The 26,495-nt window shown below is 38.1% G+C and carries 24 protein-coding genes and 1 riboswitch; of the genes, 6 read left to right on the forward strand and 18 right to left on the reverse strand.

Annotated elements, in window-relative coordinates:
• Window positions 1–3 precede the first annotated feature (3 nt).
• The 3 genes from cobA to nirB form a co-directional block, all read right to left on the reverse strand.
• Window positions 4–774 (reverse strand): uroporphyrinogen-III C-methyltransferase, encoded by a 771-nt coding sequence (gene cobA / locus AC3WJG_RS10895; RefSeq protein ID WP_337133487.1) that lies wholly within the window; start codon window positions 772–774, stop codon window positions 4–6.
• A gap of 71 nt (window positions 775–845) precedes the next feature.
• Window positions 846–1,172 carry a nitrite reductase small subunit NirD gene (nirD, locus tag AC3WJG_RS10900; protein WP_013055862.1) on the reverse strand — a complete coding sequence of 109 codons (327 nt, stop codon included), beginning with the start codon at window positions 1,170–1,172 and terminating at the stop codon, window positions 846–848.
• Window positions 1,173–1,190: 18 nt separating this feature from the next.
• Window positions 1,191–3,605 carry a nitrite reductase large subunit NirB gene (gene nirB / locus AC3WJG_RS10905; protein WP_337133488.1) on the reverse strand — a complete coding sequence of 805 codons (2,415 nt, stop codon included), beginning with the start codon at window positions 3,603–3,605 and terminating at the stop codon, window positions 1,191–1,193.
• Between the two features lie 312 nt (window positions 3,606–3,917).
• Window positions 3,918–4,002, forward strand: a riboswitch (cyclic di-GMP riboswitch).
• Between the two features lie 18 nt (window positions 4,003–4,020).
• Here nirB and sinI point away from each other — a divergent pair.
• Complete coding sequence (gene sinI, locus AC3WJG_RS10910) at window positions 4,021–4,152, forward strand: DNA-binding anti-repressor SinI (RefSeq protein WP_014461169.1); 132 nt, start codon at window positions 4,021–4,023, stop codon at window positions 4,150–4,152.
• 11 nt (window positions 4,153–4,163) lie between these two features.
• On the opposite strand, the gene AC3WJG_RS10915 is transcribed toward sinI, so the two are convergent.
• Entirely contained in the window at window positions 4,164–4,337 is a 174-nt protein-coding gene (locus tag AC3WJG_RS10915; protein WP_337133489.1) for an anti-repressor SinI family protein, read from the reverse strand.
• Between the two features lie 277 nt (window positions 4,338–4,614).
• On the opposite strand from AC3WJG_RS10915, the gene AC3WJG_RS10920 reads away from it, so the two are divergent.
• Complete coding sequence (locus tag AC3WJG_RS10920) at window positions 4,615–4,749, forward strand: hypothetical protein (RefSeq protein ID WP_337133491.1); 135 nt, start codon at window positions 4,615–4,617, stop codon at window positions 4,747–4,749.
• Window positions 4,750–4,845: 96 nt separating this feature from the next.
• On the opposite strand, the gene AC3WJG_RS10925 is transcribed toward AC3WJG_RS10920, so the two are convergent.
• Window positions 4,846–5,613, reverse strand: a complete 768-nt coding sequence (locus tag AC3WJG_RS10925; protein WP_337133492.1) for an SGNH/GDSL hydrolase family protein — start codon at window positions 5,611–5,613, stop codon at window positions 4,846–4,848.
• Window positions 5,614–6,082: 469 nt separating this feature from the next.
• Between AC3WJG_RS10925 and AC3WJG_RS10930 the strand changes: the two genes are divergently transcribed.
• Window positions 6,083–6,574: a sigma-70 family RNA polymerase sigma factor gene (locus AC3WJG_RS10930; protein WP_337133493.1), complete on the forward strand. Its 492-nt coding sequence runs from the start codon at window positions 6,083–6,085 to the stop codon at window positions 6,572–6,574.
• 99 nt (window positions 6,575–6,673) lie between these two features.
• Here AC3WJG_RS10930 and AC3WJG_RS10935 read toward each other — a convergent pair whose 3' ends face one another.
• The 4 genes from AC3WJG_RS10935 to garR form a co-directional block, all read right to left on the reverse strand.
• A complete protein-coding gene (locus AC3WJG_RS10935; protein WP_337133494.1) occupies window positions 6,674–7,153 on the reverse strand; it encodes a competence protein ComK in 480 nt (159 codons plus the stop codon).
• A 141-nt stretch (window positions 7,154–7,294) separates the two neighbouring features.
• Window positions 7,295–8,653, reverse strand: coding sequence for a GntT/GntP/DsdX family permease (locus AC3WJG_RS10940; RefSeq protein ID WP_050691774.1), 1,359 nt, complete (start codon window positions 8,651–8,653; stop codon window positions 7,295–7,297).
• Window positions 8,654–8,759: 106 nt separating this feature from the next.
• Complete coding sequence (locus AC3WJG_RS10945; RefSeq protein WP_337133496.1) at window positions 8,760–10,199, reverse strand: four-carbon acid sugar kinase family protein; 1,440 nt, start codon at window positions 10,197–10,199, stop codon at window positions 8,760–8,762.
• Window positions 10,196–11,098, reverse strand: coding sequence for a 2-hydroxy-3-oxopropionate reductase (garR, locus tag AC3WJG_RS10950; protein ID WP_337133497.1), 903 nt, complete (start codon window positions 11,096–11,098; stop codon window positions 10,196–10,198). The genes AC3WJG_RS10945 and garR overlap by 4 nt, the downstream gene beginning before the upstream one ends.
• A 293-nt stretch (window positions 11,099–11,391) precedes the next feature.
• Here garR and AC3WJG_RS10955 point away from each other — a divergent pair, with 293 nt between their 5' ends.
• Window positions 11,392–12,018 (forward strand): GntR family transcriptional regulator, encoded by a 627-nt coding sequence (locus AC3WJG_RS10955; protein ID WP_337133498.1) that lies wholly within the window; start codon window positions 11,392–11,394, stop codon window positions 12,016–12,018.
• A gap of 23 nt (window positions 12,019–12,041) precedes the next feature.
• Here the strand turns inward: AC3WJG_RS10955 and AC3WJG_RS10960 are convergent, their stop codons facing one another.
• The 5 genes from AC3WJG_RS10960 to AC3WJG_RS10980 all read right to left on the reverse strand — a co-directional run bounded on the left by AC3WJG_RS10960 (window position 12,042) and on the right by AC3WJG_RS10980 (window position 18,305).
• The gene (locus AC3WJG_RS10960; protein ID WP_337133887.1) at window positions 12,042–13,580 is read right to left on the reverse strand and encodes an FMN-binding glutamate synthase family protein; all 1,539 of its coding nucleotides are present in this window, start codon (window positions 13,578–13,580) and stop codon (window positions 12,042–12,044) included.
• Between the two features lie 85 nt (window positions 13,581–13,665).
• Window positions 13,666–15,387: a pyruvate oxidase gene (locus AC3WJG_RS10965; RefSeq protein WP_337133500.1), complete on the reverse strand. Its 1,722-nt coding sequence runs from the start codon at window positions 15,385–15,387 to the stop codon at window positions 13,666–13,668.
• A gap of 100 nt (window positions 15,388–15,487) precedes the next feature.
• Entirely contained in the window at window positions 15,488–16,255 is a 768-nt protein-coding gene (locus tag AC3WJG_RS10970) for a tyrosine-protein phosphatase (RefSeq protein WP_335707795.1), read from the reverse strand.
• 279 nt (window positions 16,256–16,534) lie between these two features.
• Complete coding sequence (locus AC3WJG_RS10975; protein WP_337133504.1) at window positions 16,535–17,287, reverse strand: tyrosine-protein phosphatase; 753 nt, start codon at window positions 17,285–17,287, stop codon at window positions 16,535–16,537.
• Window positions 17,288–17,516: 229 nt separating this feature from the next.
• A complete protein-coding gene (locus AC3WJG_RS10980; protein WP_337133506.1) occupies window positions 17,517–18,305 on the reverse strand; it encodes an SGNH/GDSL hydrolase family protein in 789 nt (262 codons plus the stop codon).
• Window positions 18,306–18,501: 196 nt separating this feature from the next.
• Here AC3WJG_RS10980 and tagU point away from each other — a divergent pair, with 196 nt between their 5' ends.
• Entirely contained in the window at window positions 18,502–19,452 is a 951-nt protein-coding gene (gene tagU / locus AC3WJG_RS10985) for a polyisoprenyl-teichoic acid--peptidoglycan teichoic acid transferase TagU (RefSeq protein WP_337133507.1), read from the forward strand.
• A gap of 51 nt (window positions 19,453–19,503) precedes the next feature.
• Here tagU and galU read toward each other — a convergent pair whose 3' ends face one another.
• The 4 genes from galU to AC3WJG_RS11005 all read right to left on the reverse strand — a co-directional run bounded on the left by galU (window position 19,504) and on the right by AC3WJG_RS11005 (window position 22,870).
• Window positions 19,504–20,385 carry a UTP--glucose-1-phosphate uridylyltransferase GalU gene (galU, locus tag AC3WJG_RS10990; RefSeq protein ID WP_337133509.1) on the reverse strand — a complete coding sequence of 294 codons (882 nt, stop codon included), beginning with the start codon at window positions 20,383–20,385 and terminating at the stop codon, window positions 19,504–19,506.
• A gap of 46 nt (window positions 20,386–20,431) precedes the next feature.
• A complete protein-coding gene (locus tag AC3WJG_RS10995) occupies window positions 20,432–21,199 on the reverse strand; it encodes a tyrosine-protein phosphatase (protein WP_337133510.1) in 768 nt (255 codons plus the stop codon).
• A 212-nt stretch (window positions 21,200–21,411) separates the two neighbouring features.
• Window positions 21,412–22,122, reverse strand: coding sequence for a CpsD/CapB family tyrosine-protein kinase (locus AC3WJG_RS11000; RefSeq protein ID WP_337133512.1), 711 nt, complete (start codon window positions 22,120–22,122; stop codon window positions 21,412–21,414).
• Complete coding sequence (locus AC3WJG_RS11005) at window positions 22,112–22,870, reverse strand: YveK family protein (protein WP_337133513.1); 759 nt, start codon at window positions 22,868–22,870, stop codon at window positions 22,112–22,114. The genes AC3WJG_RS11000 and AC3WJG_RS11005 overlap by 11 nt, the downstream gene beginning before the upstream one ends.
• Window positions 22,871–24,611: 1,741 nt before the next feature.
• Here AC3WJG_RS11005 and AC3WJG_RS11010 point away from each other — a divergent pair.
• The gene (locus AC3WJG_RS11010) at window positions 24,612–25,799 is read left to right on the forward strand and encodes a nucleotidyltransferase domain-containing protein (RefSeq protein WP_337133514.1); all 1,188 of its coding nucleotides are present in this window, start codon (window positions 24,612–24,614) and stop codon (window positions 25,797–25,799) included.
• Window positions 25,800–26,495: the final 696 nt, after the last annotated feature.

Here is a 26,495-nt window from a genome sequence, read left to right on the forward strand (position 1 = left end):
ATACTAGACGCATACTTTTTCTTCTGTTTTTTCCAAAAACCAAGAAAGAGCAGAAGCTTGCTTCACCACTTCACCAATCACAATCATCGCGGGGTTGCTGACTTGCTGCTCCGCAGCCGTATCTACGATTGTGCCAAGCGTGCCTGTAACCGTGCGCTGATAAACCGACGTGCCTTGTTCAATAAGAGCGACCGGCGTATTCGCGCTTTTTCCCGCCTCTAAAAGCTGACGGCAAATATACGGTAAGTTTTTAACGCCCATATAAATCGCAAGCGTATCAACTCCTTTTGCTAAATGCTCCCAGCGAATACTTTCCGGCTTGCCGCTCAAACAGTGTCCCGTCACAACCGCAAACGAACGGCTGAGCTCACGATGCGTCACAGGAATTCCAGCATAGGCCGGTGCCGCGATGCCTGCTGTAATACCTGGAACGACTTCAAACGGAATTCCGTTTTGAACGAGTATTTCTGCTTCTTCTCCACCTCTTCCGAAAATAAACGGATCTCCGCCTTTTAACCGGACGACGGTGTTTCCTTTTCTTGCGTAGCATACAAGCAAATCATGAATATCATCTTGAGAAACGCAGTGATCACCAGGCTTTTTCCCGCAGTAGACGAGTTCGGCTCCTTCTTTTGCATACTGAAGAAGAACAGGGTTCACTAAGCGGTCATATAAAATAACATCTGCTTTTTCTAAACATTTGGCTGCTTTTATCGTTAGTAAATCTGGATCTCCTGGTCCGGCTCCTACAATGTACACTTTTCCTGTTCTCATTTTTGCTTCGCTCCTTTTAGTGTGTCCCCTTGAATTTTTGTGGCGCGTTGAAAATCAACGCGCCACGTTACTTATTCTTCAATTAAAAGATACAGCAAATCTCCTTCAACAGACGCTTCGTACGTGTCTACACAGCCGCTATCAGGCTCTTGTACGTTACCGTCATGCAGGCAAATTTTCCAGTCGTGCATCGGACAAAACACCGAGTCGCCGCTCACGATCCCTTCACTTAGCACCCCGCCTTTATGCGGACAGCGATTTTCAATTGCCCGTATTTTTCCGCTTGATAGCTTAAACACCGCAATTTCTTTTCCATTTACTTTCACTGTTTTACCAAGGCTTACTGGAAAATCATGAATCGACCCTACGCATACTTTTGTAATATTTTTATTCACCATCTTTATTTCCCCCCAGCTTTATGATGTGACAACTGTTTCGAACAGCTCTTTTTTCGTCTTTTTGCTTTCGACGATTTCTTTCCAAGGATCACGGTACGTAGATAACGCTTCGTCCATACGCATATTCAGCTCTCTTCTCGTCTCAGCGTCATCAAGCACTGACTGAATGTGCGAAAGTCCCATGCGCTCAATCCATGCAGACGTACGTTCTAAATAATTAGCCGTTTCTCGGTAATACTGTAAATACGCTCCTGTGATGTCCATCAATTCTTTGTCTGTTTTTACTTTATACAACAAATCTCCGCCGCGAAGATGCGTACCTCCATTTCCGCCCACGTAAATTTCCCAGCCGCCGTCAATTCCAATAAAGCCGATATCTTTAATACCTGACTCAGCACAGCTTCTCGGACAAGCAGATACAGCCATTTTCACTTTATGAGGCGTCCATAGTCCTTCAAATTTTTTCTCAAGCGCAATTCCAACGCCCATTGAATCCTGCGTGCCAAAACGGCAAAACTGTTCCCCGACGCATGTTTTTACGGTCCGCAGCGACTTGCCGTACGCGTAGCCAGAAGGCATATCTAACTCTTCCCATACGCTAGGCAAATCTTCTTTTTTGACACCAAACAAATCAAGACGCTGTCCACCCGTCACTTTTACAAGCGGAATTTCATACTTATCAACAACATCTGCAATTTTTCGTAAATCTTCTGCGTTTGTGACGCCTCCGTACATGCGAGGAACAACAGAATACGTGCCGTCTTTTTGAATATTTGCGTGCATGCGTTCATTCACAAATCGTGATTCGCGTTCATCAACGTATCCGGTTGGATTCACCATACCTAAATAATAGTTCAGCGCCGGACGGCATTTCGAACAGCCTTCTTCATTGTTCCAGCCGAGTACATTCATCACTTCACGCGTATGCGAAAGGCCTTTTGCTTTGATTTCTTCGACAACTTCATCTCGTGACAGAGTCGTACAGCCGCAAATCGCTTCTTTTTGAGCCGCTGCGTCAAAGTCAGCGCCAAGCGTATGCTGAAGCACTTCCGCTACAAGCGGTTTACATCCTCCGCAAGAACGAGAGGCACTTGTACAAGCTTTGATTTCATCAACTGATGAGCATCCTTGTTTTTGGATAGCTTCCACAATCGTACCTTTTGTGACGCCGTTACAGCCGCAAATAATATCATCCGCGCTCATGCTTGCTACTAAGCTTTCACCCGCGTTACCGCCAGACGGCTGTAAAATCGACACTTTCGCGACATCCGATACATCTTCTTGCTTTTGAATCATTGAAAACAGTCGATTTCCGTCGCTGCTGTCTCCAAAAAGAACGGCTCCTACGATTTGATTGCCTCGTAAAACAAGCTTTTTATAAATGCCGTCTTGTTCATCGAACACTTTGATCGCTTTTTTCTCTTCATCTTCCGTGAAGTCTCCTGCTGAAAATACTTCAACACCTGATACTTTTAGCTGCGTGGATAAAATCGATCCTTCATAAGGCACTTTTTCTGCCCCGCAAATCGCTTTGGCTAATGCTTTTCCTTGTTCATACAAAGGTGCCACTAATCCGTATACCATTCCTCTATGCTCTGCACACTCTCCAACCGCGTAGATGCTTGGGATGTCCGTTTGCATATAGTCATTTACAACAATTCCACTGTTTACATTAAGTCCCGCTTCTTTTGCAAGCTGGACATTTGGCTTAATTCCGACGGCCATCACGACTAAATCAGCGTCTAAAAACGTCCCGTCTTGAAAAGATAATCCTTCAACTCGCTCATCGCCGACGATTTCCGCCGTTTGTTTTTCAAGGAAAAACTTCATGCCTTGTTTTTCTAATTCATTTTGAAGCAATTTGCCGGCTGTTGGATCAAGCTGACGTTCCATTAAATACGGAGCTAAATGAATCACAGATACGTCCATCCCCAAATTTAACAGTCCGCGCGCTGCTTCTAATCCGAGCAGTCCGCCTCCAATAACCGCTGCTTTTTTATACTGCTGAGATGCCTGCAGCATTTCATCCGTGTCTTTTATATCTCGAAAAGCGGTAACTCCTTTTTTATCAGACCCTGGAATCGGAAGAATAAAAGGAAGAGAGCCCGTTGCTAAAATTAATTCATCATATGATTCTACTCTGCCGCTGTTTGTCGCTACTTCTTTTTTTACTGAATCGATACTCGTAACCGTTTCGTTCGTATATAATGTAATATTGTTTTCTTGATACCAGTTCCAATCGTTTAACGTAATGTCTTCAACATTCGTATCTCCTTGCAGCACTTTTGACAGTAAAATACGATTATAGTTCGGATGCGGCTCGCTTCCGAAAATCGTAATTTCAAACGCTTCGTTTGAAACCTTCAATACTTCTTCAATCGCTCGAACTCCAGCCATTCCATTTCCAATCAATACGAGTTTCTTTTTTTGCATCTTCCATTCCTCCCCTGACGTCTATACCTGCTTGTTTCAAAGATATATTTTCTATGCATCTTTAAAGATATATTTAAGATATATGAATTTTCTAAATCGTTCAACTTATATGTTAGATTATCTAACATATAAGTTTTATGTATGCGATTACAAAGTTGGAATATAAAGAAAAAACATTTATACGAAAAGTCTCCCATAGGGAATGGAATGCTTTTGAAGTTGCCTAAAATAACGGAAACTTAGTCTCAAAAACTGATTTTTTACATGTTTTTACAGACTAAGTATAGTAGAATATAACTTAAATTATATTATTACAGAAAAAGGCAAACTAATTGAAAAGTTAGGACGCAAAACTACAGATCTACGGTTTTTACACTATGATGGCTGAGTTTCCTTTATTAAAGGAGCAGACTTGATGGAAAAGCTGAATAAAGTATTTGATAACGAACTAGATAAAGAATGGCTACAACTTATTTATGAAGCAAAACAGCTGGGCTTATCTAGCAAAGAAATTAAGGATTTTTTACAACAAAATAAAGAACGATAATAAAAAAACCATTAGAACCTAGGTTCTAATGGTTTTTTGCTGCTACGTATACTTTTGTTTTCTAGAGATTTTTGTTTAAGAAACTCTTCAAACTGATTCTTCGTTATATTTGAATCCATTGCTTCCTTAACAAGGGCCATCCATTCTGGAGGAAGCAATCTATCATTTTTTTCATCAATATCCATTTTATCCCTTCTTTCAACCTTTCTAATTATAAATCAAATTCTGTTGCAATATAACCCTCATACCTATTTTTTTACGTTAATTTAATAAAATTATACTAAACTCCCTAAACTATTATGTCAGTAAAACAGACATTATTCTAGAGAAAAAACGCATTTTTGTTTCTGATAAAGAACATTTTTTTATTTTGTTCGTTATTAAGGTTTACCAACCGAGGATTTTTTTGTATAATTAACTCAAATTTTGTAATATTAATCCATTTTATTCAGGAGGAACATAATGCCCTTATCTTATTCTTTAAAACGAATTAAAACACCTTTGCAGTTTTTTGGTATTACGCTTTATAAATGCCCAAGCACCGGCTCTTATTATTATAAAAGCAGAACAAACAGGCACTTAAAAAAAGTAAAATAACACAATAACGTGAATGAAGTTTTCTATCTTTATCATAGAAAGCTTCGTTCAGCTATTTTTACCTAGTAGCTGCTTAGTATAACATCAGAAAATCTATTATTTAATCTCTTTTTTAGTATCGGTGAACCAATTCACTAAATAGTCTCCCCACACTTCACCTCCTTTATTTGTTAACCTTCCGTCGTTTTTATTAATATACTCTCCTAAATGAAACGGCCAAATGAGCGAATGATTTAGATAATGCACCCAATTTTTTTCTGCCACTCCCCGAATAGCTTCTACCCCTTCTTCATAGGATTCCGTCTGGGAAATATACGGCTGAGACGGCTGAAGGATCAGGGTTTTTTTCAAGTCTTTAAGCTGATAAATCAGCTCGTCTGTATTTTTAAGCGTATCGTCTAACGTAAGCTTCTGATAATCATTTTTAAGAGGTGCTTCAAATAAAATAATATTTGGCTGAAGTTGATTAATTTGATCCGCAATGTGTGAGGATAAAAGCTCACCAGTTGTTTGGCTGCCGTATGAGATTGTTTTAACAGTGAATACATCACTTCCATATGTAGCTTCTAGCTCTTTCTTTAACTGCTGTGGCCAGCCCGTTTCCTTCGCAGAAGTAGCAAGCACAAGAGTCAAAGGTTTTTTAGTTGCAATCGCCGACTCGATTTGCCCTGTAATAAAGTCTGGAAGATTTCTTGTATAAGTAGACACATCAGAAAACTGTTTTTCTTTATGCACAACATTCGCTTTCGTGTCACTTGCTTGAACCTGTGCCTCCGCTCTCTCCTGCCAGTGCTGTGTCCCTCCATATATAACCGCCCCGCACAAAACAGCCGCTGCCACATTTACCCCAACCATCGCCTTCATTCAATCTCCCCTTTACCCCTTTTTAAAAACAACTATATTCTCTCCACCAAACTCACATTCAATAGAATACATAAATAGATAACAAGAAAACACTTCACTGAATGTACCCTAGAAGGTTCACCTATGCGGCAGGCGCAAACCCGCAAGGGAGGGTGACTGCCGCTTAGGTCTAGCAACTCTACCATCACTGCTCTTCCGTGATGGTAGAGTTGCTACATCGATAATAGATATAGAAATAATTATAGATTAGTAGAAATTGGAATGGGGGACCTTTCGTACGTAAAATCTCTACAAATACACGTATACTTCGCATATTTCCTAGCGAAACGTGAAGTTTCCGGGGAAATTACGTCACGTTTCTTAAAAAGAAAACATAATGTACGTTCATTCGCGCATATGACATGTCCCTTGTACAGTAGAGATACCGGCGGAATACAGCAAAAACGCGTTTTTGAAAAAGGAATGCTATATGCAAAAAAGCTCGTTTGATCAAGTCGCTTCATCTTTCCATCCATTAATTGTGTCAATGATTAAGAGATTTCACATTTACAAAGACTTTGATGAATATTATCAGGTTGCTTTGATTGGTTTATGGAGAGCACACCAAAAATTTGATGAAAGCAAAGGTTCTTTTTCCGCCTATGCCTACACAACCGTGCGCGGTACGATCCTTTCTTATTTAAAAGGAAATGCATTGCGTGAAGAACGAGAAACTCCTGCTGAATATGGTTTACTTGCATTAAATGAAGACCCTGCTCCTATTGTTCCATTAGAAGCTGATACAATTAACCAATATATTGAACATCTCACCCCTAGAGAAAAAATCTATGTAATAGAATACTTGCTTGAAGGATATTCTTATAAAGAAATTGCATACAAATATCACGTATCAACAGGAGCCGTTAAGAACTGGGGAAAGACAGCCCGTAAAAAACTAAAGGTCCTGCTTCTTCAAGAATAAAAGAATAAGATAGAGGAAGCTTGTTTAAGCTTCCTCTCAACACACCGGGACCAAAATATTGACCGTATGTAAACAAGTGCGTTTGATAAAACGAACAGATTAAGAAAAAAAAAGCTGACTTTCTAAGCAATAGTTTCGAATAACGGCTGCTCTCGCTAGCTTTTTTTCTAAACTGTAATAGGAAAGTTTGACAGTAATGAACGTGTCATCTTTGAAGTAAATCACCGTAGAATTTGAACTAACTGAAGCAAGCGTATGTGAAGTATGAACATGAGAGGAAAAAATCCAGGCGCAGCTATAGTCGTTTGGTGAAGATGTCGGAAACGCAATGATAGCTTGTGAACGACTAATGACAAGAGGTGTAAGCTGTTTGTACGGAAACATTTTTCGCACGGCAGCAATGGAGCCCTTAAACGTACTTAATTCTCGAATACACGCTTCTTCTAATAATTGCTTACAGGTCTTGCTTAACATGTATTCTCCTGCTTCATCTAGCACCTTCGTTCGGTAAATAGGATCATTCACCGGAACCAGTGCTTTTGTTGTCAAACTAATTCGATAATTTTCATTACTTGTCATACATCTACCCCCTTTTGCTACTTTATCACTATTCTATACTATCGAAATAAGGAAAATCTAGTATTTTTTTCTCATTATTTGAAATTTTTTATATTTTCATATTAACAAGTAAAAAAAGCGCTGAAGCCAGCGCTTTTTCTCTTAAATGAAAATGTCTAAAATAAGAACCATTGCAAACGCCGCAAATGATAGAATTGTTTCCATCACTGTCCACGTTTTTAACGTTTGAGCCACTGACATATTGAAGAATTCTTTGATTAACCAGAAGCCAGAATCATTTACGTGCGATAGCATCACAGAACCTGCGCCTGTTGCCAGTACTAGCAGCTCTGGGCTTACGTTTGGCATGGTTGCTGCAATTGGTGCGACAATACCTGCTGCTGTTGTCATTGCTACTGTTGCTGAACCCACTGCTGCACGAATTAACCCTGCAATCACAAACGCCAGTACGATAGGAGAAAGATGTGCATCTTGAGCAAATCCTGCAATCGCGTCACCTACACCGCTTGCTGTTAAAATTTTGTTAAAACCGCCCCCTGCACCGATGATTAAAATGATCGAAGCAACGGGTCCAAGACATTCATTTGTGAATTTTAATAAATCATCTTTGTTGTATCCTCTTGCAAAACCGAACGAATAAAAAGCAAATACTAACGCAATCAACAGCGCTACGATTGGACTTCCGATAAAGTTTGTTACGTAGCGAATCGTACTTGTTTCTGGATAAACAAACCCAGTGATCGTTGCTAAAAGCATTAATAGGACTGGAAGTAAAATCGTGAATAACGTAATTCCGAAGCCAGGAAGATCTTTATGCTTTGACTCTGTGAACTGCTCCATAATTTCACCCGTTGGTTCTACGTGAACACGGCGTGAAATGAACGATCCGTAAATAGGACCCGCCACGGCTGCAGCTGGAAATGCTACAACTAATGAATACAAAATTGTTTTACCTAAATCTGCTTTAAAGATATCCACTGCTAGCATCGCTGCCGGATGCGGAGGTACTAAACTGTGAACAACGGCTAAACCGGCAATTAATGATAAACCAATTTTAATAAGTGACGTACCCGTATGCTTGGCAATTACAAACACAAGCGGAATTAATAGTACAACACCAACTTGGAAAAAGACCGGGATACCGCAAATAACGGCTACAACCATCATTGCCCAGTGTACGTTCTTTTCACCGAATACTTTAATTAACGTGCGGGCAATACGCTCGGCTCCGCCTGACTCTGCCATCATTTTACCTAACATCGTTCCAAGACCAAGAACAATCGCGATAAATCCTAAGACGCTCGCTACTCCTTCTTGGAAAGCCGTTACGATATCAGGCAGCTTCATTCCTGAAATAAGACCCATAAACAAAGCCGCGAGAATTAGTGCTACGAACGGATTTGTTTTAAATTTAGCAATTAAAAAGATAAGTCCGACAATCGATACAATTGCATACAGCAAAAGACTTGCTTCATGACTTAATCCGAATACTGAATTCATATGTTCATCCCCTTAGTGTGACCATTTTTCATGTACGTACATCCAAATAATGTATACGCTTTCAAATATTTTCTAAAGTGAACGCACCTCGTACGTTCACTTCTTCCTATTTACTTAGTAATTCGACCGTTTCACGAAGCGTTGTTTTAGCTCCGACGTTTCCAGGGAAAATGATGTACGCAATGCCTGGAAACTTGCTTTCCTCTCCCGTTACCCATACCGGAATGCCTGGTTTGATTTGTCCAGCAACCGTCGCGCGCTTTACGGATAAGCCGTTTACGCCGATATCGCTTGACGTAATGCCGCCTTTTGCAACGATAAAGTTTGGACGAACGTTCAAGCGGCGAACAATGCTTGTAACCGCATCTGAAATTTTCACCGATAATTTAAGCTCTTCTTCTTTTTTCCCTTCGCCAAGATCTAAGCGCTCGCGTCTTGTATACACAGCTACCGTTTGACCTTGTGAAATAAGCTTCTCTGCTTCATTGATAATACGGTTCACTTCTTCTTCAAACTTTTCAGGTTCTAAGACAAGATGACAATCAAATTCAATAAATTCAATGAAGCTGCATTTCTTTAACTCTTCTAACTGCTCTGTTGTTTTTTTAACGTGCGAACCAACCATAATTAATCCGCCGTTTGACGACTTTTCTTTAATGAGCTCTTCTTTTGTTAACAAATCTTTATCGCTCACGCCTCCCATCACCTTTGTTAGAGCCGCAGCGCTTCGATACATAAAGTGCTTTCCAAGCTTCATCGCGCGAAGAAGCGCAATCGTCACAACTTTCACGTCTACATAATCCACTGCGTTCACAATCACTTTGTTAAAGTCTTTCACTTCCATTAACTGATTTGTAATCGTTACTAAATCAAGTGCACGAATGCTCCTAAGCGAAATATACGTCGTATGACTTGCTTTGAATTTCCCTTCTGACTTTTCTTCTACCCATTCGCCTAAATGAGACTTCCTGTAGCCAAACGTACGGTCTTTTGCAAACTCCGTTTCTCCTGCCGGCACTAAGTAGTCTTCATCCTGCACGTAGTGAATGTTATCAACTGTGAATCGTCCGCCTTCTTTAAAGAAAGGAAAAATCACTTCGCCGTCAAGCACTTGATTTGAGTGCTGTTCAACGGTTTTCTTTAATACTTCCGTTTCTAACGGGTAGTGACCGCGAAGAGTCGAATCACCTCTGCTGATAATTAAAAACTCTTTATCTACTTCAGCCGCTACCTCTGTAATAACAGCAGCAATGTCCGCGTGGGCTTTTTCCGTTTCAGAAGCGGTAAATCCGCGTGAATTTGTTAGAATAAAAAACATGGAGTTTTCTTCTAAAAATCCTTGCTTGATGCTCTCTTTGCCCCAGTCTGTGTACACGGAAATACCATTAACCGTTTGAACACCCGTTGGATCATCGTCTAACACAATGATTTTTTGGTTGAACGTCAGAAGCTCATCGTCGAGCATTTTTTGGACAAGTGCTTCATCGACCGCTGGAATGTTTTTAAACACATCGCTTACAAGGCGTTTTTCCTGTTGTTTAATCATGCTTCCACCTTCTTTTTCACTTCAACGTTTGCTAACTTTTCATAGTACTGTACAATTCCGCCGTGATCATCGCTTGCTTTTCCGTCTACTTTTAACGCGTGGAAAATTTCCACAAGCTGACTTGAAAGCGGAAGCGGTACGCCAATGTCATGAGCCGTTTCCATCACGTTTGTCATATCTTTTAAGTTAATATCAATGCGTCCGCCTGCTACAAAGTTGCGGTCTAAAATAAGCGGCACTTTTGCATCTAATACAGCGCTTCCTGCTAATCCGCCGCGAATCGCTTGATACATTTTTTCAACGTCAATGCCTGCTTTGGCTGCTAATACAAGTGCTTCAGACATTGCTGCAATGTTTAAGTTTACAATGACTTGATTTGCAAGCTTAGCCGTTACGCCGCTTCCATTGTCTCCAACAAGCGTTATTTCTGCTCCCATCGCATGAAGAATAGATGAAACGCTTTCAAAGATTTGTTCATTTCCCCCGACCATAATCGCAAGCGTGCCGTCAATTGCTTTTGGCTCTCCGCCGCTAACCGGAGCGTCTAGCATGTGAATTCCTTTTTGTGCAAGTTCAGCGGCAATTTCTTTTGATGCTACCGGCGAAATGGAACTCATATCGATGATAACGCTTCCTTCTTTTGCGCTATGAATTAACCCTTCTTCTCCAAGCACTACGCTTTTTACATGATGTGAAGCCGGAAGCATCGTGATCATCACGTCGCTGTTCACTGCAACTTCAGCAAGGCTTTCTGCTCCAAATCCTCCTGCTGCTTTCACTTCTTCTACTGCTGCTTTATTAATATCGTAAACCGTTACCTCAAAGCCTGCTTTTAATAAATTGAGCGTCATCGGTTTTCCCATAATTCCAAGTCCAATAAATCCAACGCGTTTTGTCATTTTCGTTTCCTCCCCTTGTTGTATACGTTTTCAAATACGTTTTAAAAAAGAATGTATACGTTAAAATATTTTTTGTATACATTTCTGATAATTTTGTATACACTCATCATATTCGCATTTTATTTATTTGTCTAGCCTTTTTTTTAATGAAATTTATTTCCAAAACCGAAACTTTCCGTCCCACCTTTTCACAAGTTATAGTATGATTTGGGTATACGCGTACAAAATGATAAAAAATAAAGAGAGAAAGAGACGAGATTTCCTCGTGTCGAATGCTAGAGGTGAAGTAGAGTATGTTAAGAAATCAAGGTTCTCGTTCGTCTCATCACCCTTCTTATGAGATGATTCGAGATAAAATTTTAAACGGTGAGCTTGAAGGCGGTACAAAAATCGTCGAAGAAAAATTAGCGAGCGAGCTTGGATTCAGCCGAACGCCGATTCGTGATTCCATTAGACGCTTAGAATATGAAGGACTGATTGTTCGAAAAAAAGTGGTGTCGCCGACAGAAAAAGATCTACGCAACTTGTTTGAAGTGCGAATGCTGCTAGAAGGCTCAGCTTCTAAAGCTGCTGCAACTTTTTTATCTGACAGCGAATTAGAAGAATTAAAGGAATGCGTAGACATCGGAAGAAACGGCTCGTTTGAAGAAATCATGAGCGCGAATGAACGTTTTCACGCCACCATTGTGAACGCAAGCAACAATGACGTAATGATTAATATTATCGACCGCATGCAGTCGATCATTTACTTATTCCGTCACACTGTGGTGTTTTACAACCGCCCGTTTTTAATTGACGAACATGAAGACATTTATAAAGCTATTAAAGAACGCAATGCTGAAAAAGCTGAAGCGCTAATGCAAGAGCATCTTCAAAAAGACTTAGAGTTTTGCCTGCATTTGCTTCAGCGAAGACAATAAAAAAGCTGCCAATCGGCAGCTTTTTATACATACATCTTTTCTTTTACAGAAATATCAGCTAACTGTCCGCTGCTGTTTTTGAACACCACGTGTTTTTTTGAAAACTTCGTTGGCGAATCAATACCGGCAGCTGCGGCTAAATTAAACAATCCTTCACGTAATGACAGCACGTAGTTGCACACGCGGTATGATTTTTCTTCAATAATAAGCGCTTTTTGCAGCTTCGGATCTGTTGTGGCTACGCCTACTGGACAACGGTTGTTGTGACAAACCTGCGCTTGAATACAGCCAACAGAGAACATAAAACCTCTGGCAATATTAACGCAGTCGGCACCTAATGATAAAGCCGTCGCAATTTTATCAGCCGTTAACAGCTTGCCCGATGCAAAAAGTTTTACTTCATCACGAACGCCATACTTTTTAAGCAGTTCATCCACAAAAGGAAGTCCTGAAAACAGAGGTACGCCCGCTCCGTCCGCTAATTCCTGAAACGATGCGCCTGTTCCGCCTTCTGCTCCGTCGATTGTAATAAAATCAGGACCGCTTCCCGTCTCTTTCATATACGCCGCCATTTCTTCAAGATCATTTGTGTTTCCCACAACCATTTTAATGCCTACTGGCTTGCCGCCTACATCTCGAAGCTTTTCAATAAACCCAAACATTTCAGGATACGAAGCGAACTCTTTGAAACGGTTTGGACTGTCTACCGATTCTCCTGGCTTTAAGTTGCGGATTTCGGCAATTTCTTCCGTTACTTTTGAACCGTCCACGTGACCGCCTCGCGTTTTAGCTCCTTGGGCAAGCTTAATTTCAAACGCTTTGATTTGTTTCATTTCACTTTTCTTTTTAAATTCTTCCCAGGAAAATTCGCCTTCTTTTGTCCGAACGCCAAAAAGCCCGGGCCCAATTTGAAAAATGATATCGACGTTTCCTTTTAAATGATACGGTGACAGTCCGCCTTCTCCCGTGTTCATCCACGTGCCGCCTGCTCGACCTAACCCTAGGGATAAAGCGGTAATCGCATGGTCGCCAAGCGCACCAAAGCTCATGCCTGATTGACCGATTAATCCTTTTACAACAAACGGATTCTTGCATGAAGGCCCTATAACGACCGCTTCTTCATCTCGCAAATAAAACGGATCTGCTTCTTTTTCTTCTCGGTGCTCTCTTCGGCTGAATAAGTTATCCGCGTCCATTTTATATACTTTCGTTTTAATTTTTTGCGTGTTATCCGCTTTCATTTCGTCGCGCTGCTTTGGAAACACCGCATTTCGAATATAGTAGCCCGGTTCGTTAAAATCACGCTCTGAGCCAAATCCCATCATTCGGTTGAGGTATTTACCTGACTTAACGGTTTGCTCGTATTGATTTCTAGAAAACGGCTTGCCTTCATTATTATTCAAAAATAAATACTGACGCAGTTCAGGCCCCATTTTCTCAAAAATATAGCGCATCTTCCCGAGCAGCGGATAGTTTCTCAAAACCGAATGCTCTTCTTGTTTTTCATCTTTCATCCAAAGAATAATAGCGATAATAACCGGCACTATAATCACAAGCATCATGACCGCACCAAAAATAAGTAAAATGATTTCAAACACTCCCACGATATCCCTCCTAAAAAGACTCTCCTGTAAGGAGAGTCACTGATTAAAGCATTCTGCTTAGTCCTTTTCGAAGCGGCGGCATTTCGAGCTCATGTTCTTTAAAGAACTTTTTCATGATGTGCTTCGAATAATTGGCCGCTTGTCCGAATGAAATTTTGCCTGGAAGCGGCGGTTCATCAGCAACAACGACATCAATCACTACAGGAACATTCGCAAGCGCTGCTTTTTCAAATGCTGTTTCGAGCTCTTCGTATTTTTCAACGCGGTAGCCGATTCCTCCGCATGATTCAGCGAACTTCGCAAAGTTCATTTCACCAAGCTGCGTTTGGTAATCCAAGTGACCTTGAATAGCTTGTTCATATTTAATCATCCCGATTTCACTGTTATTAAGGACGACGACAACAATTGGCAGCTTGTACTTCACAGCAGTCACAAAGTCTTGCATGACCATCGTAAAGCCTCCGTCACCGCATACGGCTACTGATTGTTTTTCAGGATGAGCAAGCTTTCCTGCAATCGCAGCTGGAAGTCCGCAACCCATCGTTGCCAGCCAGCTTGAAATCACAAATTTTTGATTTGTCATGCGGAAATGTCTCGCCATCCATACCGTCACGTTTCCGACATCAACAGATACAATCGCATCATCATCAACGATTTTTTGCAGCTTAGGAATAACTTGCTGCGGCTTGATTGGCGTGCTCACTTCATTTTCTTCTTTTTCTACGTGCTTCCACCAGTTTTCCATATTAACTTGACACTCTTCTAAGAAACGGCGGTTTTCTTGATAATCTAAATTATGCGCAAGCTGCGACAGGGTCGTTTTAGAGTCTCCGACTAATCCAATCGATACAGGATAGCGTCTGCCGATTTGTGTGGCGTCAGAGTCCAGCTGAATCGCTTCAACCCCGTCCGGTAAAAACTCACGGTACGGAAACGATGTTCCCACCATAATCAATAAGTCGGTTTCTTCCATCGCTTCATACGCCGGTTTTGTCCCAATTTGCCCGAGCTGACCTAGGTTATAAGGATGATGATCAGGCAGTATTCCTTTGCCCGGAAGCGTAAAGATAATCGGCGCCGCAATTTTTTCCGCAAACTGCGCTAACTCAAGCTTGGCGTGCTTGGCACCTGTTCCTGCTAAAATAACTGGTTTCTTAGCGTATTTAATCGCTAGAAGCGCTTTAGCTACATCTTCTGGATCACTGTGAGAAATGGATTTTGACACATTAGCAACTGGCGTTTTTTCATCAATTTTAATTGTTGAAGACGGAATATCATCTGGAATAACTAATACCGCGACGCCTTTTTTCGCGTAAGCCGTTCGAATGGCTTGCTGCAACAGATGCGGAAACGATTCAGGCGAATCTACTCGGTGATTAAACACAGACACATCGTCAAAAACACGTTCTAAATTCACTTCTTGAAATGATTCATTACCAAGCTTCGCACGAGGCACCTGTCCCGCTAGCACTAGCACTGGTGCACCATCTGCTTTGGCATCATACAATCCGTTTAACAAGTGAATCGCACCCGGCCCCCCAATTGAGAGACACACGCCGATTTTACCCGTGATTTTAGCGTAAGAAGATGCCGCAAGTGCGCCTACTTCCTCGTGACGGACTTGAATAAACTCAATTTCATCTTTTTCACTCCGCAGATTGTCCATAAAATGATTGATTGAATCTCCCGGCATACCGAAAATGTGATCGATCTTCCATTCTTTTAATACCGACATAGCTGCTTTTCCAGCTGTAGTTTTTATCATATTCAGCCTTCCTTTCTTTAACTTTGTTTCTATTCCATACCACAATGAAAGAAAGACAAAACAAGGGACTTTCCCGTTTTTATGGAAAAGTCCCTTGTTTTTAGCTAAATAATTTAAATAAACTAAATTTTTTCATCGGCTCAGGCTCTAATTGATGCACCGGACGACCGTCGATAATTGCTTCTGCATTTTCGATAAAAAAATAAAGTTCTGACGCACCATACATATCGGAAATATAATCATACGCTTTTGAAAGTGAATAGTCGTGGTAATTGCGAGCATGAACGCCAGAGGCAATCACGTGGGCGAAGCGGTATTTAATAAACGTACAGGCCGCTTTTCTTTCTTTTTTTCCGTTTAAACCGAGAATACTAGCAGCGCTTAGCTGAACGAGCACGCCTTTTTTAACGAGCTCATACAAACGCTCAGGATGATCTCGGAAAATTGGATGACATTCTGGTGAACGTAGAATAGGCACAACGCCTTTTGTGAGAAGATCATACAGCGTTTTTTCAAAATAAGGTGAGATATCATAGTCAGGCAGTGAAAGAAACAAATATTTATCGGTGTGATTAAGCGTAAGAAGCTGATTTCGCTCATAGTTTCGCAGAAGTTGAGGCGATAAAGGGACAAGCTGACCTGGTAATACTTGTAGAGGAACACATGAATTTGTAAGCCATTCATTAGCTGCATTTACATAGAGAAATAAATGGTGTTTCATAAACTCTTGATCGCTGTCATAAAGCGGCGTCGCCACAACGGACTGAACGCCTTGATCCGCTAAGGAGCGTGCCATCTTCAAAAAGCCGTCTACTTCCTCAGGTCCGCTATCGATATTAGGCAATATGTACGTATGAATATCAATCACTTTATTTCCCTCCCTGCGTTTTGTATAGCTCTATTCTACGACGATTTTAAATGTGAAACTATGTATTCTTCTCGACATTTACCACCACGAACCCCGGAAAACCGCGCACTTTCCTGTCATCTACTTAACTAACAATATTTTACTATCACTCTATGTGAAAACGCAAACATAATTTGTAAAATAACTCCAAATAATGATGATAAAAGAAGGGATTTAAATAGGTCTTTGTATGCAAATACCCTGATTAAACAGAAGTTAATCAGGGTACAAAGGGAAAAGTTAAAAAATTCCTAGAAATTTTGTTTTTTTGATGCGCTCAGGCTCTTGTTTATAAACAGCCTTCCCGCTCGCAATGGCTTCAGCATTTTCCATAAAATGATAGAGCTTGCTGTTGCCGTATTTTTTAGAAACGGCAGAATAGGCTTTTTGCAGGCCGTACTGCTGATAGTTTTCACGATTTACACCTGATGCAATAACGTGTGCTAATCCGTGATCAATGAACTGATAAGCTGCTTTTTTAGCTTTACTGCCGTTGCCGCCTAGCACACTTTGTGCAGACAGCTGAACGACTGCTCCATTTTTTACGAGCATATATAAGTTCGCAGGATTCTCTATAAATAACGGATGGCGTTCAGGTTCATTTAAGACCGGCACTACTCCCTTTAGCTGCAGCTCATATGCAATATTTTCTACTACTTCAATTTCCATATCTTGCGGAATCTCCAAAAACATATATTTTTCATTTTCATTTATAGTCATCTTATAGAAATCTTGATTAAACAAAGTCATATGATTGGTTGCAGTTACTTTTTGTCCCGGTAAAATGGTTAGCAAAATAGAAGCTTTTCGCAGGTATTCATTCGCAAACTCTACCGCTGATGTACAGCTTGAAGCAGGCTCTTCATATTTGGGCGTCGCAACCACTTTTGTTACTCCTTGCTTCACTAATGCATCTGCCATCTGCAAAAGTTCATCTTGGCTCTTAGGTCCATTTTCCATCTCCGGTAAAATGTATGTATGTAAGTCAATCATTCGTTTGTCTCCTCTTTCTATGTCTCATTTCATGGGTAATATTCCATAAATTATATTATAACACACGTACTGTACGAACTTTTCCACATACAGGAAGACATCTTCTTATGTGCATGTTTGAAGTCTTAAAAGCTATATTTTCGTCTTAAAATGCACAATATAGTCATTTTTAGTTCATTATACCTATAAAAAAATAAGCAGATTAGCCGAAGGGGCCTTCTGCTTTTTCTTATGATTCTGATGATGAATTAGTAAAATACCTTTCCAAATACTGAGCCCATCGTTTTTCTCCGTCGTCGTTAGGCTGACCAGGAGTTGTTGCTAAAAACGTTAAAATATCTTTGGAGCGATAGTCAGGCCAAGTCGTCCAATGATTAAGATATTCATATCCGTTTTCTTTAGAAAATTTCTCTAGTGCCTTTACGTCGTTGGGGTAGTTTTCTGCATTATATACTGGGGCTGATGGCTGTAGAATCGTAACTAGCTCACTGTTCTGATCTTTTAAACGGCTTATAATGACGTTAATATTTTCTAGCGTATTATCGATACCCACTACTCCATTATCATTTAATAGGAACGGCTCAAATAACAAAACGTTTGGCTTTTCATCCAAAATTTGTTTATAAGTTCCGTTGTTTATAAATTTCAACGTCGTCATATCTGTATATTCATATACTTGTGTATCCATTAAATCTTCACCATAAGTGCTTTTCAGGTTTTCCTTCAGTAAAGTACCCCAGGTTTTCTGTACCTTTTCTTTAGGAGCAGAGCCTACAATCACTAGCTTCATAGGTTTTTTCGTTTTTTCTGCTTGCTCTATTTTTGCTATTACCGATTTCGGAAGGTTTTGCGCATACTTTTTCCAAGAAGCTTCTTCACCTTCTGTATAATTAGAACCTTCTATTTTAGTTGGCCTTACCGCTGACTGCTCAGAAGCTTGATGATTCCAATACATTTTACCTGTGACTAAAGATGCTATAAGCACAAGAAAAGCTAGAATATTAATCCATATTTTCATAAATTGTCTCCTCTACTATATCTTTCTTTTTTGCTTTTATTATAATATAATTTGAGAATAAGTGGATAAAAATAAGTCAATATGTCATGTTTTTATAGGCTTACTGTTATGTATAAAAAACAGATAAGAATTAATGAAGTACATAAGTAGTTCATTTGTTTTATCAATATATTAAGTAAAGGAAGAGAAACCGATTATGACAGAGCCTCAAACTCGACGACGTAAAAGAAGAAAACCAAAGAAAAAACGCACTTTAAAAATTACAATGGCCATTATTTTAGTACTAATTCTTGGCATAGGTGCTTATGCCTACAGCATTTGGCATTCAGTTGAAAAGACTTTTACACAAACGCACGAGCCATTAAACCGTGATGTTTCAGAGAAACGCTCAGAAAAGGTGTCATTTAGTAAGCGTGATCCTATCTCCATCCTGCTTCTAGGAGTAGATCAACGCGCTGGAGATCGCGGCCGTTCAGATTCGTTAATCTTAATGACCGTAAATCCAAAAGACCAATCAATGAAAATGGTTAGTATCCCTCGTGATACGCGTACGGAAATTGTAGGAAAAGGCACTACAGATAAAATTAATCATGCCTATGCATTTGGAGGCGTAGATATGGCTGTTAATACTGTAGAGAAATTTTTAGACGTGCCTGTGGACTATTACGTACAGGTTAACATGGAAAGCTTTAAAGACATCGTAGACGCGGTTGGAGGAGTTACAGTTAATAACGACTTGAACTTTGATTATGATGGATACAGCTTTAAAAAAGGAAACCTTACGCTTGATGGAAAAGAAGCTCTTGCTTACTCACGTATGCGTAAACAAGATCCTCGAGGAGACTTTGGCCGTCAAATGCGTCAACGCCAAATCATTGAAGGAGTTATTGAAGAAGGAGCAAGCGTTCAATCCCTTGCTAATTACGGTACAATTCTAGATACAATTGGAACAAACGTTAGAACAAACCTTACATTTGATGATATGAAACAAATTCAATCTAATTACAAGGATGCACGTCGTAACGTAGAACAGCTGCAAGTGGATGGTAAAGGTGAAAAAATCGACGGCATTTACTATTATGCCGTATCAGATGCTACGCGCGAAGCGCTTTCTAGCAAGTTAAAACAACATTTAACTATTAACTAATAAAAAAAGTGATGAAGGAAACTTCATCACTTTTTTTATTAAAAATGAATGTTATACGCGTACTTTTTCTTGCTTCAACAATTCTTCCATAAATACAAGGAGATTTTCACGTAAATCTTCGTGCTGAAGAGCAAATTCCAAAGATGTTTGAATAAAGCCTAACTTTTCTCCTACGTCATAACGTTTTCCTTCAAAATCGTAGGCAAATACGCGCTGAATTTCATTTAGCTTTTGAATCGCATCCGTTAACTGAATTTCACCGCCCGCTCCTACTTCCTGCTCCTCTAAGAACTTAAAGATTTCCGGTGTAAACACATAGCGACCCATAATTGCTAGATTAGAAGGTGCAGTTCCTGGCGCTGGCTTTTCAACAAACGAATTAACCTGGTAACGGCGGCCTTTACTTGAAGTTGGATCAACAATACCATAGCGGTGTGTTTCATTATCAGCAACAGTTTGAACACCAATAACAGATGATAATGTTTGTTCGTATTCATCCATCAACTGACGTAATCCCGGCGTTTCTGCTTGTACGATATCATCTCCTAGCAATACCGCAAAAGGCTCATTGCCAATAAAGTTACGCGCACACCACACTGCGTGCCCTAATCCTTTTGGATCTTTTTGGCGAATGTAGTGAATTTCCACATTTGAAGACTGACGAACTTTCTCTAGCAGCTCAAATTTTCCTTTTTCAGCTAAGTTTTGCTCTAGCTCAGGTGCATTGTCAAAATGATCTTCAATTGCACGCTTGCCTTTACCCGTTACGATGATAATATCTTCAATACCTGATTCAATTGCTTCTTCGATAATATATTGAATCGTTGGCTTATCGACGATTGGAAGCATCTCTTTTGGCATTGCTTTTGTTGCTGGTAAAAAACGAGTTCCTAATCCTGCTGCTGGAATGATGGCTTTTTTTATTTTTTGCATGTTCATTTCTCCTTTTAGATAAGTAGTTTAGTATAAATAAAGCACTTTAAAAGATGCCTAAAAACTTTTTCTTTTTAATCATCTCTGGCGGCTCTTTATAGCACATTTGACCTTGTATAACATATTGAGCATTCTCTAGAAACGTATATACTGTATCCTGTCCATGCTCCCTTTCTATGACTTCTAAAGCTTCTCTCATATAAAACGAGCGGCCTCCAAGATTATGGGCATCAGAGGATACAAAGTGCACGAGATTTGCTTGGATTAACTGATGAGAAAACTTTTTAATTTTTTTCCCAAAACGCCCCGTCACGCTTCCAGCTGTTAGTTGAGCAAGCGCTCCGTTTGTTATAAATTTATAAAGCAGTTCAGGCTCCTCGAGCAAACGACTATTCCTTTCGGGATGCACAATAATTGGAATTAGCCCTTTTGATTGAACGTCAAACAACAATTGTTCTGCATAATGCGGCACCTGACTCGATGGAAATTCTATAAATAAATATTTCCTTGTATCATTGAGCGTCAAAATTTTATCTGCTCGATAATCTTCAAGAATTTCACCGTAAAGCCGTATTTCCTGTCCAGGTAAGATTGTTAGAGAAACCTTTTCCTGCTTCAATAGCTCATTTAAATTCTGAACATATTTTACGATATCTTTTTTCTCATTAAGATAGTGACCATTCTGATGATGAGGTGTAGCTACAATTGTATGAATACCTTCTGAAACGGCTTTTCGGGCCATTTTTAAACTAATTTTTTCGTCTAAGGCGCCATCATCTATCCCCGGTAGAATGTGACAATGCAAATCAATCATCTATCATCCTCCTTTCCAATACCCTACCTAAAGACCTAATTAAAGTAGTGTTATAGTAGCATATTTTTTTCTTTATTTCTATGTGTTTTTTGTTAAATTCTTCATATTGTTGATAGATTACATTTGCTAACTTCATACATAAACAAGACCCCGAAACAATTAGGTTCCGAGGTCTTATTGCATATGACCAAAATCTAAAGTACATTGAAAAATCAGTTATTACCATAATAGTAATAATAGTTTCCACTGTCTGCTTTACGATTGTTTAAAACTGCTCCAAGTAGCTTTGACTTGGCATGAACTAGTAATTCTTTTGCTTTTAAAGCCGGCTCTTTTTCTGCTTTTCCGCTGCTGACCACTAAAATAGAAGCATCTACTTGATTAGCTAAAATTTGAGCATCGGCAACTGCTAAAATAGGCGGCGTATCAAAGATAATCATATCAAACTGCTGCTTCATTTCTTTTAATAGTGCTTCCATTTGAAAAGAGGCAAGAAGTTCAGACGGATTCGGTGGGACAGGACCACTTGTTAAAACATACAAATCACTAACTTCTGTTGCCTGAACCGTGTGTGCCAAACTAGACTGTCTAGTTAGAACGTTTGTAAGCCCACTGTGGTTTTCTAGGCGAAATGTGTAATGAGCCGTCGGTTTACGTAAATCTGCATCTACTAATAATACTTTTAGGCCCTGCTGAGCATAAACTACTGCTAAATTTGAAGCAGTTGTTGATTTCCCTTCAGCTGTTCCACTTGAAGTTAAAAGCAGCGACTTTATATCTTGATCCACACCGGAAAATTGAATATTTGTACGAATTGTTCGGTACTGTTCTGCAACTGGATCTTTCGGGCTACTATGAGCAAGCAATCTTCGCTTTAAGGTTAGAGCTTTATCATTTTTATTTTCTTTCCCTTTACGAGCCAAATGTCTCACCTCTCTTTGGTACACGAGCCTTCATATTGGGATGCTGAGCGCTTGTAGTTTTAGGTACATCCTTGATATTCGTAATAACGCCAATTACTGGAACCCCTAAAATACTTTCAATATCTTGCTCTGTTTTAATTGTATTATCTAAATATTCTAATAAGAATGCTAGTCCTACACCTGCTATTAATCCTACAACTAATGCAATTGTCATGTTTAAGGTAGGCTGTGGTTTGACTGGACTTTTGCTAGCTGCTAGCTCAGCCTTCGATAAAATACTAACATTATCAATATCCATATTCATAATCTTAGGCACTTTTTGTTGAAAAACAGATGCTGTCGTATTAGCAATTTCGGTTGCACGTTTTGCATTTGTATCTTGAACTGTAATTAAAGCGACCTGGGAATTTTCAGCACTGGTCACTTGGATTTGTCCACTTAAAGATTTAGCTGAGCTATTTAATTTTAGTTGCTCGATAACTGTATCTAAAATAGCAGGGCTTTTAATAATATCATTGTACGTATTAATTAATTGGACATTGGTTTGCATAGCACCTGCATTATACAATTGCTGCTCTGACTTAGCCTGATTTACAAGAATTTGTGTGCTAGTTTGATATACAGGTGTTAATACAAAAAAGCTAATAACTGCGCTAATTGTTGTTGCGATAATTGCTATTAATGCAATAAGCCATAAACGCTTACGCAATAGCTGAAACAAGTCTCGCAAACTAATTGTTTCTTCCATGATTGACCTCCGAACGTAGTAGCTTGTAGTAAAATAGACATCTATTTTATTATACTTGACAAAATATACAATTACTATATGGTTTCGTCAATATAGTAATTATTTTACTACTATTTTTCTGTATAAAGACTTTATTAAATATTAAAGTTGAGTTAAATTGGGTAATAATTGAAATTTATATTTAACTATAAACAAGAAAACACATAAGATTTTATTCTAAAGATTTTTTACATAATAACGATTAATCATTAAAAGAATATCGTTCTTAATTAAGGTTTACTTATTTTAATTTGTTCTTTATAATGTTTCATTAGTATAGTATGAGAAAATGATTATACTTTTAAAATTAGGGGGAAAATGGAGTATGAGAAATATACTTTTTGTTCTTTATTAAGAACTTTCGGTACGTGTTATACTATGAAATAAGAAAGAATAATTTTAATATCTAATAATTCCCCTAATAAAAATGTACCTATATATTAACTCAATATTACTGATAGAGTTGATTACTTATTAACACTGCTTGAAAGCAGTAGCTAATATACAAACAAAAAATGTGGAATTTGTAATAAATATCAAATAGAATATGATAAAAGCCACTGGACATGATTGTAAGAAAAAATAGCAGTTGCAGTAGACCAAATGATTACGAATTATAAGGGCGGCTTATTAAATAAGTCGAGTATTAAAGGACTTACTTTCATGCTGCTGCATTGGATAAATTAGTTTATATTTAGGAGGCCCCCTACCCATAGAACTTTTATTTTTTCAAGAATGGTGAAAGATCTGCTTTGTATACTGCTATTTCTCCTTTATTTCCTCCAGCTTATGTAAAAAAATGATAGTGATAAGTAAAACATATTATATCTTAAAGAGTTCTTAGCCGTATCAATAGATTTTAAGTCTACAGATTAACCTTTAACAGTTTTTAAAAATATTAAACAAATTCTTTTTGCATATCCAATGACTATAGATAAAAATCAAATGAAACTCAGTAGATATTGGACCCCACTTTTGAAAGGAAATTAAATTTAGAACATAAAGAATCTTTTAAGTGTTTTTCAAGCCATAGTAAATTTAGGCTAAATGACTTTAAAAGCTAGTCACCAAAATTAGGGACCAAGTGAACAATCCTCTTCTAGTAAAACTATAGTTAAATGTGTAGGAAGAAGTAACAGGTACAACTATCTTCGCTTTGAGGTTGAGAATTATTCATTAAAATTGATTAGTGTCTTAACATATTAGAAATGCCTCATAATTTTTATATAAACAGTTTTCTCTTAAAGCAATTTATAAATATGTTTCTAAATGAGTAAGGATCTCTACCAAATAATTAAAGCAGATATATATGAAAGCTTATTGGCAATCTAACTTATTTAATTAATGAGCTTATGGCTAATTATGATTTGAAGAAAGAAAAGTGAAGAAGTTGTTTCTTTCAAAATACCAATGAAAAAAATCTAGTTAACATAAAGGCTATAAAAAGTAAGGTCTATTAAAGTCCTTTCTCAAAGATTTTCTTCACTATAAGAAAGCAGATAAAAGGACCTTTTAATATCAAAGAATTATTAGACTTTGATATTAAAAAATTGGTTACTGTAAATGATTGAGGGGGTACCTTACATAAGCACAACGAGTAATGAGAAAAGTAATCGCATATATCTAACTAAAAATTGACTTAATATATATTATTGAATCAATTTCCCACGAATTTTGCCAGCAAGGAAAGTAGGAAAAAGTTATGAGAAAAAAAGTACTGGTAAATCACAAACCTAAATCTAAAGAGTTAAGTCTTTTATTGCGCTTGTTGAAAGCTGAAGAAGAAATTAATATCAATAGTAGTAATGAGCTTATGCTTTTAAATAATATTAATTGGTGTTTTTTCCTAGAATTAGTAGATCATCATCGTTGTTATCCGTTAGTTTATTCTAAACTGAAAAACATTGATGAAAATTTAGTCCCCTCTCATGTCATTGAAGCATTGTACCATGAATACAAAAAAAACACTTTTAAAATGCTTCAGTTAACGGGAGAAATGGAGCATCTGAGTAAAGTATTTGACAAGAAACATATTCCTCTTCTCTTCTTAAAAGGTCCAACAGTTGCTTATGACCTATTTGGAGATATTTCCTTGAGAATGTCAAAAGATTTAGATATTTTAGTTCAAGAGAAAGACTTAGAGGGAACAGACAAGATACTTTTAAGTCTTGGTTATAAAAAAGAAGAAGTACAAACCATACTAAATGAAATAAAATGGCGTCATCATCATATTGAATATTACCATCCAGAGAAAAAGATACTAGTTGAAATTCACTGGAGATTGCATCCCCGTTCGCTGAAAGGAGCAAGTTTTAAAGAACTGTGGAGAAGAAAAAGAAAAAGTACATTAACTGATCAGCCAATATATTTTATGGGAAAAGAAGATTTGCTTTTATATCTTATCTCTCATGGGTCTCGTCACGGCTGGTTTCGCCTACGGTGGTTAAAAGATATTGATCGCATAGTAAGAATTCATAATATTGATTACAAACATTTTAATTCACTTGTTAGAAAATATAGACAAAAACATTTAGTAGGACAGGCTTTCCAGATAGCAAACACACTTCTAGATACACCTTTACACGAAAATATTCAAAATTTGGCAGTAACAAGGCGTGCTATAAGTTTAGCTAATAAGGCTCTTCCCTATGTTAATGAAATGGTCCAATTCCATAGGGGTACTATGCCAAGAGAATTAGCTAAATCTTATAGAAACTATCTACTTTCTATAAAAACTAATCGCCAAAGATTAATGTATTTTATTATATTATTCTATCCTAATCCCCTAGATGAAAAAACTATAAAACTACCTAAAAGACTATATTCTTTATATTTCTTACTGCGCCCTTTTTTACTGTTTTGGAGGAAGTTTAAAAAAACACATTATTGAAATAAAATTCTTTTTTAACGATAAAGGCAAGTATAGTTTGTAGAATAAATTAATAGGAATTATTATTGAACTATAGAAATAAATTATTAAAGATAACATACTAATTAATACCTTTAATTCATTTTTATAGTTCTTCAATATCTAAAATTATCTTTGGGTTTAAAATCTTAGATGCTACTTATAACTTAACTGTAAGAAACATTTTATAGAAAAGAATTAATGTATAGTTTAATTGTCTCATTTGGAAAGGGGAATCTTTTTTAAATTACGGCCTAACCTTTTTAATTTATTAACTCGCCGTGCCTCACGTCGAGCTTTATTATTCTACTTGAATTTCTGGTGTTTTGTTCTATTTTCGAATCTATTTGAAAAAATATTCCCTTTCAATAAAATTGCCAATAAAAAAGCTTATTTATATCAATATCTAAAAAAGAAATTGCAACTGCAATAATTGAAGAAAATTAATAGATTTCCTAAGAACTCTATATTTAATTTTTCATCAAGGACAGATAATGCATTTAAACTTATATTCTTTTGAAGATCTAGAATAAGAATAGAGTGCATTCCCACCTAAGAAAAATTCAGACAGATAATTTTGATCTTAGAAAGAATAGATTTACAAGCAAATAATACTACGAATGCTCTAAAAATCTAGACTATCGAACATCATTATCGTGAATTTAAGATAAAAAATAT

The organism is Priestia sp. FW507-14D1A, from assembly GCF_058781295.1.